Raw genomic sequence first — 13,520 nt, 5'->3', positions numbered from 1 at the left:
AACTCAAATAATCGGCCAGTATTCCCTTTCCCTTAATTATCCCTATATTTAAAAACCCACACACAAATACCTAAAAACGTGCGACGTGCAAAATTAAATATTTGTACGGGAAATAACATTTAATGTTATATAAACATATCTATTTATTGATAAACAGACGCAATCTTTTGACGAACGGACTTGACTTCTCATAATGAGACTAAAATCACAAAAAACAGAAACAAAAAGAGAACAGAAATGTTGCCACGAAACAGAAAAAAGATTCACTCCAGCAATCCAAGGTAATCATAGTTAGGTCCATCAAGCAATTTACGAAAACGAAACCCATTTTCAGCAGCGTAAAGCGCCAACAGGTCATCGCCCACAAAAAGCCATGGAAACTTATTACTGCGAAAATGACGAAAGCTCATTTTATACATCACTTCGCCATAATACGGGGCATTGAGGTCTATCAACAAACTGCCATCCTCTTCCATAAAAAGATATTTCAGGTCGGACGAATCCATCAAAATTTGCCCTCCCGGTTGCAGTAATTTACGGGCTTGCTCAAAAAAAGCAGGCAAACGATCAAGCGTCTGCGCCACACCAATACCGTTCATTAATAAAAAAATCGTGTCAAATTTAGTGTCGCACCTAAAATCAAAAAAATCGTGACATACAATATTGTTCACGCCACGTCGCTGCATGACTTCACAAGCCAATGGCGACACCTCAAGTGCCGTGACATCGAACCCGGCCTCCTGCAAATACAAAGAATGGCTCCCCATTCCTGCGCCAACATCCAACACGCGCCCACGGCAATGTGCCAGCGCCTGTTGCTCCAGAAGTGGCATATCATGATAAGATCTAAAGAGATAGGAAACAGGCAACTCTTCTGTTTCGGCGATATCGCACCAGACTTTAATAACAGCAGTATTGTCAGCTTCTTCCAAAAAGCTGAGGCCTGCCTGCCCCATGACATCATGTTGTGGCTGCATGATATGTTTGTATGTTAGTGTGAAAAAAAATTGACCCTTGCATATTGACTTTCAATGGCGGGTGAGTTAGTCTGAAATAAAAACACTAACAGATCTTATTTCTAAATATAGGATATGACACGACCCAACAAGAAAAAGTACAAAAACTTCGTAAACACTCAAAATAACTACTTCAACTTAAACCGAATACGCAACACGCCATCGTCGAACGACGAACTGACCAGAACAAACTCACCTATTTCGGAAGTATTCAGGACATGATCGCCAATACAGGGACAAACATCGTAATCACCAACAGAAACCAAACGAATTGTGTCACCGGCAGCATCGGGCAAACGATCAAGATCAAAATCGAGTGCCGCATCCTCCCTGCTCACCACCTTTTGTGTCACATCAAGGTTTCGTGTAAGCTGCTCATTCACTTTCTCAGAAATAAGCGTTTCCTCTTCAGCCGTCAATGCCCTGTTAAAGCGGTAATCACATTTCGACTTTTTCTTTTCCAGATGATTTGAAAAAGAACGGTCACAGCCAAACATATTAACCATGGTACGGTTAAGGATATGCTCGGTAGTGTGCATATATGGATCGTAACTTTTCATTCGCTTAATTATTTGGTGCTTGCAAAAAAACAATTTCTGTGTTATGAAACGAGCCATGAGTGTAATCTCTCACACAGGTGGATGATTATCCGGCGAGTTCCATATGGCAACTGAAAAACAAATTATAATCATATGAAACGAGCCATGGAAATTATTTCACACACAGGGGGATGATTAAGTTAGGCGAGTTCCATATGACCTTAAAAAACAAAATATAAACATATGAAATTTTATAGCAAGCATTAACACCTCAAATCCTGATTCTTCATTTCCAGACACATAAAAAAACGTCGTACCAACAGGCAACACTCAGGCATGTATAACTCCTGAACCCAACAGTTCTTCATTTTCATCGTACCAGGCCGCAAACTGACCTGCTGTGATACCACGTTGCGGCTCATCAAATACGATATACATACCGCCGGCATGCTGATAAATAACGCCATCCTGCAATGGCTGACGATACCGAATACGCAATTTATAACGACGGCTCTCTCCATCGTTCATTGTCATATCCGGACGCACCCAGTGAATCTCCTTGGTGCAAATTTTCAGCACAGAACGAAACAACCCCGGATGCGACTGCCCCATTCCAACATACACCTGGTTATAATTAACATCTATGCCAATCACAAACAACGGCTCCGGAAACCCCCCAATATTCAAACCTTTACGTTGACCAATGGTATAAAAATGAGCGCCATTATGCACTCCTATGCTTTGTCCATATTTGGGGTGAAAAGGATAAGGATGCGAAATCTCATCCAAAACAGCCTCGGTATGCTCACGTATGGCAGTCTGCCAATCCCGCTTAAACAAATCACTTTCGGGTGGAATAAGAAAAACCTTACCGGGCTTAGCCTTTAACTTCTGCTGAAGAAAAACAGGTAAATCAACTTTACCGACAAAACAAATCCCTTGTGAGTCTTTTTTATGAGCCGTTATCAAATTCAACTCACCGGCAATACGACGCACATCGGGTTTTTGCATATCGCCGATGGGAAATAATGCTTTAGATAACTGTTTTTGCGACAATTGACAGAGAAAATAACTCTGATCTTTATTATGATCTGATCCGGCTATCAAACGGTAAACCGGCTGACCATCCACATCAATGGTTTCTTTACGACAATAATGACCCGTTGCGACGAAATCAGCGCCCAACTTCAATGCCTCATCCAAAAAAACATCAAATTTTATCTCACGATTACAAAGCACATCAGGATTAGGCGTACGCCCTTTTTCATATTCCGAAAACATATAATCAACCACACGTGCCCGATATTGGTCACTTAAATCAACCATGTGAAAAGGAATATCCAGCTTACGCGCCACCGCCTCGGCATCAAACTTATCGTCGAGCCAGGGACAATCGGCTTTCAACACCCCGGTGGTGTCGTGCCAGTTCTTCATAAACAAGCCTATCACCTCATAGCCCTGTTCCTTTAAAACATAGGCCGCAACGCTTGAATCGACACCGCCCGACAAACCCACAACTACCTTTTTCTTGTTCTCAGACATCAAATCTCCTTCCAAAAAATAATTTAAGGGTGCAAATATACGGAAATTCAGACAGTAAGAAAAAGAGCCTTTTGTGAAATAACAATAATGTCATTTGACGAATCTTCAGACCAATAAATAATAGAAAGACCAACGTCCGGGTGGCTCTTGTACACTGGATCAATGAAAGAAGTAAACTCATATTTTATAGGTGAGCAAGCCTCAAAAGTTAAGCGCGCACAGCTGTCTCTCTAACTCTTGAACAAGCACCAACTAAAAAAAGCAGCCCCGACATCTGGCGGAACTGCTTTTTTACGATCATATTGTTTCAATCAGGCATTAATCATCATCGGCATCAGAAGCATAAATTCATCTTCATTTTCCTTTTTCTCAAATGGCAGGATGATGGCAGCCCTTGAAGGATCCGACATTTCAAGAATGATATCGTCCGATGAAATATTGTCCAGAATATCGGCCAAAAAGGCTGATTTAAAACCTATTTCCATTTCCGTTCCATCATACTGACACGTCAATTTCTCAAAAGCCGACACTGAAAAGTCAATATCCTGAGCAGAAACAACCATTTCGTCGGTACTCATATGTAATTTAACCAGATTGGAAGCCTGATTTGAGAAAATAGAAACGCGCCCCAGTGTATTGGCCAAATCCACACGATCAATGACCGACTTATTTGGGTTGTCTTGCGGAATAACAGCAGTATAGCTGGGATAATTTCCTTCCACCAGACGGCACACCATTTTATAATTCGGTAAATTAAAAATAGCATTTTTATGGTCAAACTCAACCATTACGTCACCACTCTCACGTGGCAAAATATTCTTCAACAAACCGGCAGGTTTTTTAGGCAAGATAAAAGAAGCCTCAAATTCAGCCTTCGCATCCAGACGTCTGTAGCGCACCAATTTATGCGAATCAGAAGCCACAAATGTCAGATTTTCGGGCGAAAACTCGAACAAAACACCGTTCATAACGGGTCGTAACTCATCATCGGCCGTGGCAAACAACGTTTTAGTAATACCTGTCATCAATAGCGATGCAGGTATTTGCAACCGACTGGCTTTATCCTCTTCCACCTTTGGAATTTCAGGATATTCGGCTCCCGGCTGTCCCACAAAATTATATTTACCTTTTTCAGATAAAATATCAACAGCCAATGTTTCCATGTTAACATCGAACGTTAAGGGCTGTTCGGGCAATTTCTTCAAAATTTCGAGTAACATTTTCGAAGGCATCGCAATTACGCCATCTCCGTCTGACGAATCGGCCACCATACGCGTGATCATGGTAACCTCCAAATCGGAAGCTGTAATATTTAAGGAGGTATCCTTGTTCACATCAAACAAAAAATAATCAAGAATAGGATACTGACTTTTGGATGCGATGGCCCTGCTAATAGCCTGCAAATGCGAAAGCAAATCAGAACTGGATACGACAAATTTCATTTAGGATGATTTTTAAAGTTACTTTTCAAAGATATGAAATATCAATCAATTGACGACGGCAGACCAAAGCTTTTTGAGGCTACCGGAGTCCGAAAATACAAAAAAGTAATTTACCAAACGAAAAAAAACAACTTAAGACTATATTTATAATATGATTAACCTTTTCGTCCATATTTATAACGTCGGCGCAACGGGAGAACAACGCCTAAAATCAATAAAAGCATCAAAGGCAGCGACACATTAAACCATTTCCAGAATGTCAGACTATTAGCCAGCACTTCCCGGTTGAGCAACCGCAATTCATAACTCCGGTTACGAAGCGCCATCCAGCCCTCATCATCGGCAAGATAATTCACCGCATTCACAACAAACTGCTTATTTCCAAACATCTGATGACTCAGCTCATCATACCCCAGGGGAATGGCCTGTGGTTGCGCGCCATGGCGTTGTCTGACCTCATTTCGGATCACGTCACCATCGGCTACCACAATCATACGGGTTGCCTTACTATTTTTCATCAGCTCCTCCGAAGAAAAATCAACGCCCGGCGGAATTGGTCTATTGGCAAACAGGGACTGAAAATGCCCTTCCAAAGCTACGGCGACAGGGATGCCCGACTGGTTAAAAGCTTCCGGTACGGGGCGTTCGCTCACCATTGCCAAAGAAATAAAAACCGGCACCGGCATACGACGCGAGAAGCGGCCTGTTTGTAGCAGAATCGTTTTGGTGACATCATTTTCGCCCACCGTATCAATACTACTGGCAAACTCAGTCTTAACAACATTCACATTCCGGGTGACCGGGTGCTGTAAATTGGTATTGAGTAAAGGATTGAACATCCACGGCATAGGTTCCAGCTGCGCTTTCTCTCCCGGCTGTGACACATTCACAGGAATCAAAGCAGCCTGAACATCCTGCACCAATTCAGGATTAATGCGTACACCATACCTGAACAACATATCCGAAATGTTAATATCAGTAGCCAACCCCACAGTCTCGGACGCATGCCTGAGACTGTCGAGCGTCACATTAACTGCATCCACCAGCCACAAAACACGCCCGCCACGCATAATATACTGATCGAGTATTAATTTGTCCTTTTCAGAGAATGCCGTTTGTGGCTTTGCCACTATCACTACTTTATAATTATCGAGACTATGGGCATCACGGCCCAACACGCCACGGTCAACCTGAAAATACTGCGATAAGGCTTCGGTAATATCATAAACATCCAACTCATCCAATTCGCTCTGGCCTTCCAAAAAAGCAACCGAAGGTGTCTCATCTGTTTTCAGCCGCCGAATGGCATCGACCACCTTATACTCAAGAGATTCCATTGAACTATTAAGATTCTCAACCCCCGACCGTCCGGATAAATTGTCCAGTAAAGAAACCGACACCTGGTAACCGCCCATTCCAAAAATGGCATAGGGATATATATTAAACTGAGTCTTACGGCCGTCCGCTTCAGTGTCGAAGACAGGGACAGCGTTCAGACCAAAATCCTTCAAATCACTTAATGCCTGAGGTTGTTTTAGGGGGTCAATCATTTCATAAGTAAACGTAGCACCAGAAAAACGGCCCACCTCATCCAACATTTCACGGGTAGCACGTGACAACCTCTGAAAATCGACTGTCAAATCGCCCCCAAGATATATTTTAACCATTACCTCCTTATCGAGTTGTTTCATAAGTTCAACCGTCACAGGCGATATGGTATACCGCTTCTCAGCCGTCAAATCCCATCTAAAAAACCAATAAGTGGAAATTAAATTGAACAACGCCACTGCGGCCAAAACCAACAAAAGCTGAAGTAAGTCACGTTTTCTGTTTCTATTATTACGCGCCATAATTACGATCCCTGAATAACTATTAATACTACCACCGTCGACGGGCGATAACAATTCTGGTAAATGACAAAAAGAGTGCTATTACACTCAAGAAGTAAATGATATCACGTGAGTCGACCACCCCACGGCTAATGGAACTGTAATGTTCATCAATTCCCATATTAACCAACAGACTACCCACCGGTTTCATTAAAGATATTTGTGCGACTGTTTGAAAGCCTGTATAAAGGACAAAAGAAACCAAAGCTGCCAATAAAAAAGCGACGATCTGATTGGAGGTTAACGAAGACGTAAACAATCCAATGGCAGTATATACAGCCGCCAGCAAAAACAAGCCTATATAGGATCCCCAAATGGCACCCATATCAACATTACCCAGAGGCTGCGCCATGTGATAAACTGAGAAAAAATAGACCAACGTAGGTATCAGCGACACCCCAACAACGGTGAAACCAGCCAAAAACTTGGCAAATATGATATGCCAATCAGAAAGAGGATGCGTTAACAAAAGCTCCATGGTTCCCGAACGCTTTTCTTCGGCCAGCAAACGCATGGTAACTGCCGGAATAAAAAAAAGATAAAGCCAGGGAGCCAGCCAAAAAAAAGAATCCAAAACAGCATATCCGCCTTGCGGAATATTCAGATCACCCGGTAATACCCATAAAAACAAAGCAGTTAGCAGCAAAAAAAGCCCAGCTACCAGATAACCCGTTATGGTACTAAAAAATAACACGACCTCTTTTCTGTAAAGTGCAAACATACAACTAGTTGTCAAAAAAAGTAACTATAAACAGTAATACAAACAGCCTGAATCCATTAAAGGCTACTCACTCCTCAGCGTTTCCCACATCAAGCGGGCCGTGCGGGCGCTACTTCCAGCCCCGCCCATAATCAATGCCAGTTCGTCGTAATTACTCAACATCTGACGACGGTATTCATCATCATGGCACAAACGATTCAGTTCTTCACGCAAAGCCACTTGGCTAAACGTACTTTGAAACAATTCTTTAACCACTTCCCGGTTCATAATCAGGTTAACCAACGAAATAAAAGGGACTTTAATGATGACTTTTTTTGCCATAAAATCGGTAAAGCTTCCGCCCCACATTTTATAGCAGACCACTTGCGGAGAGCGCAATAAAGCGGCTTCGAGCGTTGCCGTTCCAGAGGTGATTAATGAAGCTCTGGCATGAACCAGCAGACTATATGTTTCACCAAATAAAACTTTTACGTTCGAATAATTTTTAACATATGGCAGATAGTCTTCGGCGGTAAACGATGGCGCACCGGCCACTACAAACTGATAACCGGGAAAATCCTTTACCACCGAGAGCATTTCAGGCAACAAACGATCTATTTCTTGCTTCCGGCTACCAGCCAACAATGCGATAATTGGTTGGTTACCAAGATGCGTACGCTGAACAAAATTATCCAGACTCTCCTCTTTATGGGCTCTGTTCTCCAACGCATCGAGCAGAGGATTGCCTGAATAAACGACAGGGACATCATATTTAGCATAGAAATCGGTTTCGAACGGCAAAATGGTAAATACCTTATCCACATATTTACGAATGGTATGCACCCGTCTTTGATTCCAGGCCCAAATTTTTGGCGCGATATAATAAAACACCTTAAAACCGGCTTCTTTGGCAAATTTGGCAATACGTAAATTAAATCCCGGATAATCCACTAAAATCACCACATCGGGCTGCCATGATTGTATATCATCCTTGCACTTTTTAATATTCCCAAAGATGGAAGGCAGATGCGTCACCACCTCAAAAAAACCCATGTATGCTGTATCGCGATAATGCCGTACCAGTTGACCACCTTCAGCAACCATCAAATCACCACCCCAAAAACGAAAGCTCGCCATGGGATCCATCTTTTTCATCTCACGCATCAAATTTGAAGCGTGCAGGTCGCCGGAAGCTTCACCAGCAATGATGTAATACTTCATCCGTAAATAATTATTTCAGTAATGAATTCTGCTTTTTAATTTTCGGGCAAACACGATCGAAAACGGCTTCAACCCACCAATTTGATATTTAGCGCTTGTCTATCAAGTCAACGACTTCAGTTATGCCTGCCATAAAAACAGTCATTTACGAAAAGCAAACTCTTGGATTTTTATGACTTCGTCCGCCTTTTATTGAAACTTTATACTTCAAACACTTAGTTTATTGACAGACTCTATTTAATCAAAAATAAAACAAAAATACCTATCGCATAAAAAGCCGTGGCAATGACGATGCCACGAGCTGCCAGCATACGATCCATCCAAATGGCCACAAAAAAAAGCAACAAATTGGGCAACACACTAATACTAACAAACTTGCCGACACTATACAATTGAAAAAGAGCTGCAACAAATTCGCCATAACTTTTCACACCATGATACCTGTTCAAATAAATCAGATAGGACGTAATAACAGGTAAAAACACCCCAATTAAAAGCCCTATTATTTGCTTATTACACCAACATTGTTTCATTTCACGTCTCGTTTCATTATCTCCTCAAACATTGTGTGTAAACAGTTTAACTGTCATATTCCTCATAAACCGTTCCACATCACTATTTTTCAAACAGTGGCATCTCACGCTGCTTCAGTCGCTCAAGCGAAGAATAATGTGTCACATCTACCGAGCAGGGAACCACAGCCACATAGCCATTGGTCAATGCCCATTCATCCGTATCATCGTTCTCCGGTTCATTATTCACAAAATAACCTGTCAGCCAAAAATATATTTTTCCACGAGGATCTACCCGTTTCTCAAACTCTTCAGTCCAGGTACCGCGGGCCTGCCGACATACTTTTATACCTTTAATAGTCTGGCCATCGGGTACATTAACATTATAATAGATACCATTTTCCATCCCCTCACGCAGGAAATAGTCGAAAACCATTCGACAGTATTTCACCGCGGTGCTAAAATCAGCATCCGCATTGTAGTTTAAAAGAGAAAACCCAATGGAAGGGATACCATTCAAAGCCCCCTCGCGAGCCGCGCCCACAGTTCCTGAATAATGTACGCTTACCGAGCTGTTGGTACCGTGGTTAATGCCCGATACAACAAAATCGGGTTTATCTTCGAACAACGCATTAATTGATAATTTAACACAATCGGCAGGGGTTCCATTTGTCTTATAAACTTTCAAGCCTTCTTCTTCCGACACCTTCGTGAGTGCTAAAGGAACCTTTACAGTAATAGCATGCGACATTCCCGACATGGCGGCATCGGGAGCCACCACAACCACATCTCCAAATGAACGAACCGCCTCCACCAACGCCTTGATACCACCTGCCATAACACCATCATCATTAGTCACCAAAATTAAAGGCCGGTGGTTCTTCCTTATCTTTTCCATACCTGTTTTTTTTCGTCTCCAAAGATAACAAAATAGCAGCAACAGGCAAAGATGTTAAAGCCATCAGAAAGCGGCTTACACCTTCATTACTATTTGTTATAGTCTCAATGGTAGCCCAACGATACTCAAAGCCTGTCGATAAGCAAAATGTTTGAAATATAAAGCTCAGATACAAGGCCTGTGCAATCATAAAAATCAAGACGTTTACGTCGCTTAAATAACTGTTTTTATGACAATCGCAACGCAGAAATTGGACTTCATAGACAAACACTGAATAGTACAACAAAAAATAAAAGGATAGATCTAAAGCATCATTTTCATTCAACCGGCAAGCTATAAATATTCAGATAAAAGAAGACAGAGTTAGTAATTCAGTCTAAAATACTTACTTTTGTAGGTCACTCCGAAACAGGAGACAAATATCGTTTAACACATAAAAGAATCAGTACCGGCATGAATATTTCATACAAATGGCTGAAATGTTACCTTTCTACAGATAAGACACCCGAAGAAACGGCTGAAATTCTAACTTCTTTAGGTTTAGAAGTGGGCAGCATTGAAGAAATAGAAACCATAAAGGGCGGTCTTAAAGGATTGGTTATTGGCCACGTACTTACGTGCGAAAAACATCCCAACGCCGACAAATTAAGTAAAACAACAGTTGATATTGGCACAGGCGAAATATTACCCATTGTTTGCGGAGCACCCAATGTGGCTGCCGGACAAAAAGTGGTGGTGGCAACTGTTGGCACAACACTATACAGCGGTGATGAGTCGTTCCAGATAAAAAAAGCCAAAATCAGAGGTGAAGTATCTGAAGGAATGATCTGTGCTGAAGATGAAATAGGAATAGGCGCATCTCACGACGGCATTATGGTATTGCCATCCGAGACAAAAACAGGTATGCCGGCCGCCGAATATTTCAATGTCGAATCGGATGTTATCCTTGAAGTGGACCTCACCCCCAACCGCATTGATGCCGCTTCGCACATAGGTGTAGCGCGCGATTTAGCCGCTGCCCTCAAAGCAACCGGTATTAACAGCGAAATAAAAAAACCGTCAGTTGACGACTTTCATGTTGACAACAACAACTTTACCGTCAAAGTAACGGTTGACGATAATAAAGCCTGCTCACGTTACAGCGGAGTAACGATATCAGGGCTTAAGGTTCAGGAGTCACCCGCGTGGCTAAAAAATCGGTTACGCAGCATTGGTATGACGCCAATTAATAACATCGTTGATGTAACAAATTTTGTATTACATGAATGCGGCCAACCACTGCATGCTTTCGACGGCGATAAAATCAGTGGGCAGCACGTCATTGTAAAGACCCTTTCTGAAGGCACCTCATTCACCACGTTGGATGGAAAAAACCGCGAATTGAGTGGCGACGACCTGATGATTTGCAACGAAGAAACGGGCATGTGTTTAGCCGGTGTTTTTGGGGGGATAGACAGTGGCGTAACCGAACAAACCAACAAAATATTTTTAGAAAGTGCCTGTTTTAATCCGGTATACATTCGTCAAACCTCACGCAGACACACCTTATTTACCGATGCTTCGTTCCGCTTTGAACGTGGCACCGACCCTAATAATACATTGTATGCATTGAAACGTGCTGCACTGTTAATCAAAGAACTGGCAGGCGGCAATATATCATCCAGTATTGTTGATGTCTATCCTGAGCCGGTATCCGATTTCGAAGTAACACTGAGCTACACACATATCGACAGTTTAATAGGAAAATCCATTGATCGAAACCTGATTAAAACCATATTGAGCGCTTTGGATATTAAAATATTAAACGAAGAAAATGACACCCTTTTGGTAGCGGTTCCGCCATACCGGGTGGATGTTCAACGCGAAGCCGATGTGATTGAAGAAATACTCAGGGTTTATGGTTATAACAATATAGAAATATCATCAAAAGTTAATTCTACCATTGTATATTCACCCAAACCCAACCAGCACCAGTTACGCAACACAATTTCGGATCAGCTAACCGCAGCTGGATTCATCGAAATCATGTGTAACTCACTAACAAAAGCAGCCTATTATGAACCGCTGACCACTTATCCGGCCTCACAAACAGTAATGCCGGTTAATCCGCTGAGCAGCGATCTGAACGGAATGCGTCAAACATTACTTTTTGGTGGACTGGAAACCATCAGACATAATCGCAACAGACAAAATCCGGATTTAAAACTATTTGAAATAGGAAATTGTCAATACCTTAAAGGGAAAGACAAATCCATTCAGAAGAGCTACAAAGAAGAACAGCATCTGGCTCTGTTCATGACTGGTCTGAAAGCACCAATAAACTGGAATACACCGGCACAAAAAACTTCTTTCGCTGATTTAAAAACAGAAGTTGAAAACATCCTTATTCGTTTGGGTATTGACAAAAACATCTGGCATACCCAAGCCATTAAAGAACATGATATTTTAGCCGACGGTCTGGATTACAGCCAAAATGAGACACAACTGGTCACGCTGGGTATTGTAGCCCCCAACTTAACCAAACAATTTGATATTGACGAAGCCGTTTACTTTGCCGAGTTTAACTGGGATAATATGATCAAAATAGCATCGCGACAAACGGTGCTCTTTAAAGAGCTGTCAAAATTCCCGGAAGTAAACAGAGATTTGGCATTACTGATTGATCAAAACGTAACATTTGCCGATATTGAGGCTGTGGCAATTAAAACAGGGAAAAAATTATTAAAGAACATTTCTCTGTTTGATGTTTATGAAGGAGAGAAACTTGGCGCCGGCAAAAAGTCATACGCTGTCAGTTTCACCCTTCAGGATACAACCAAAACGCTTAACGACAAGCAAATTGATAAAATCATGAAAAACCTTATAGCTGCCTTCGAAAGAGAGCTGGGCGCTCAACTTAGAGGTTAGAAAGAAGATACATAAAAATAAAGAAACGCCGTTTTTGCCTTATGTGGCAAAAACGGCGTTATTCTTTAAATTAAATGACTGTTGTCCGGTAAAAAAAGACGCTCCATTTAATTGCGCAAGCCGCACAGGCTTTTACTATTTTTACTCATTGAAATTTCTATTTCAAAGGTATTCGTGATCCGCTTCGCTCCACTACAGCAAAAAAAAGTAAACAAAAATTTTGCGTTTAGTGAGCGCAGTGTGCAAACTTGTTTGCAACAATGCCGAACGTAACAAAATTCAATAACATTAAAATGCCGCCGCTGCAAGTAATTTTCTAAAAATCAATTTCATTGTCTAAAATCCGGGAACTCGCTTCGCTCAGACAGCCCGGATTATTAAATTTTGAACTTTCAGCCTTCACCAAAAACAGACGTAAGCGGCATTACCGCTTTTTTATGCCAGCCACATCCGAAACACAAAACGTGGCCAAAGAAGGCTAAATCTAAATAAAACGCACACTAGAAAGCCCCGGAAAAAGGCGATGCATAAGCCTGAAAAGAATCCAATTTTTGCCGACGCACGGTGGACGCTTTTTACATTCGGATAATTGTTAAAATCCTGAGAAGTGAAGCTTTTTACATATAAATATGGCTTCCCCCACAGGAAAGGACAACGTGTACATACCTACATGGCTTCCCCCGCGGAAAAGGATGACGTGTACGTACCTACATGGCTTCCCCTGCGGAAAAGGACGACGTGTACGTACCTACATGGCTTCCCCCGCGGAAAAGGACGACGTGTACGTACCTACATGGCTTCCCCTGCGGAAAAGGACGACGTGTACGTACCTACATGGCTTCCCCCGCGGAAAA

The 13,520-nt window shown here is 42.0% G+C and carries 11 protein-coding genes; 1 reads left to right on the top strand and 10 read right to left on the bottom strand.

What is annotated here, in order from left to right; translation table 11 throughout:
* Positions 1-263: 263 nt before the first annotated feature.
* The 10 genes from ACT3CD_RS11875 to ACT3CD_RS11830 all read right to left on the bottom strand — a co-directional run bounded on the left by ACT3CD_RS11875 (position 264) and on the right by ACT3CD_RS11830 (position 9,949).
* Positions 264-977 carry a class I SAM-dependent methyltransferase gene (locus ACT3CD_RS11875; protein WP_444645848.1) on the bottom strand — a complete coding sequence of 238 codons (714 nt, stop codon included), beginning with the start codon at positions 975-977 and terminating at the stop codon, positions 264-266.
* A 167-nt stretch (positions 978-1,144) separates the two neighbouring features.
* Positions 1,145-1,576, bottom strand: a complete 432-nt coding sequence (locus ACT3CD_RS11870; protein ID WP_444645847.1) for a hypothetical protein — start codon at positions 1,574-1,576, stop codon at positions 1,145-1,147.
* A 309-nt stretch (positions 1,577-1,885) separates the two neighbouring features.
* A complete protein-coding gene (gene mnmA, locus ACT3CD_RS11865) occupies positions 1,886-3,112 on the bottom strand; it encodes a tRNA 2-thiouridine(34) synthase MnmA (protein ID WP_444645846.1) in 1,227 nt (408 codons plus the stop codon).
* A gap of 296 nt (positions 3,113-3,408) precedes the next feature.
* Positions 3,409-4,539, bottom strand: a complete 1,131-nt coding sequence (dnaN, locus tag ACT3CD_RS11860) for a DNA polymerase III subunit beta (RefSeq protein WP_444645845.1) — start codon at positions 4,537-4,539, stop codon at positions 3,409-3,411.
* Between the two features lie 155 nt (positions 4,540-4,694).
* Positions 4,695-6,389, bottom strand: a complete 1,695-nt coding sequence (gene gldG / locus ACT3CD_RS11855; RefSeq protein ID WP_444645844.1) for a gliding motility-associated ABC transporter substrate-binding protein GldG — start codon at positions 6,387-6,389, stop codon at positions 4,695-4,697.
* Between the two features lie 28 nt (positions 6,390-6,417).
* Positions 6,418-7,149 carry a gliding motility-associated ABC transporter permease subunit GldF gene (gldF, locus tag ACT3CD_RS11850; RefSeq protein ID WP_444645843.1) on the bottom strand — a complete coding sequence of 244 codons (732 nt, stop codon included), beginning with the start codon at positions 7,147-7,149 and terminating at the stop codon, positions 6,418-6,420.
* A gap of 63 nt (positions 7,150-7,212) precedes the next feature.
* A complete protein-coding gene (gene lpxB, locus ACT3CD_RS11845) occupies positions 7,213-8,349 on the bottom strand; it encodes a lipid-A-disaccharide synthase (protein ID WP_444645842.1) in 1,137 nt (378 codons plus the stop codon).
* 233 nt (positions 8,350-8,582) lie between these two features.
* Positions 8,583-8,882 (bottom strand): hypothetical protein, encoded by a 300-nt coding sequence (locus ACT3CD_RS11840; protein ID WP_444645841.1) that lies wholly within the window; start codon positions 8,880-8,882, stop codon positions 8,583-8,585.
* A gap of 82 nt (positions 8,883-8,964) precedes the next feature.
* Positions 8,965-9,759, bottom strand: a complete 795-nt coding sequence (gene surE / locus ACT3CD_RS11835; protein ID WP_444645840.1) for a 5'/3'-nucleotidase SurE — start codon at positions 9,757-9,759, stop codon at positions 8,965-8,967.
* Entirely contained in the window at positions 9,713-9,949 is a 237-nt protein-coding gene (locus ACT3CD_RS11830; protein ID WP_444645839.1) for a hypothetical protein, read from the bottom strand. The genes surE and ACT3CD_RS11830 overlap by 47 nt, the downstream gene beginning before the upstream one ends.
* Before the next feature lie 179 nt (positions 9,950-10,128).
* Here ACT3CD_RS11830 and pheT point away from each other — a divergent pair, with 179 nt between their 5' ends.
* Complete coding sequence (gene pheT, locus ACT3CD_RS11825) at positions 10,129-12,666, top strand: phenylalanine--tRNA ligase subunit beta (protein ID WP_444645869.1); 2,538 nt, start codon at positions 10,129-10,131, stop codon at positions 12,664-12,666.
* The last annotated feature ends 854 nt before the right edge of the window (positions 12,667-13,520 follow it).

This window comes from Geofilum sp. OHC36d9 (assembly GCF_052400685.1).
Taxonomy (GTDB): domain Bacteria; phylum Bacteroidota; class Bacteroidia; order Bacteroidales; family Marinilabiliaceae; genus CAZHHH01.
This window is presented reverse-complemented; position numbering and strand designations above follow the sequence as displayed.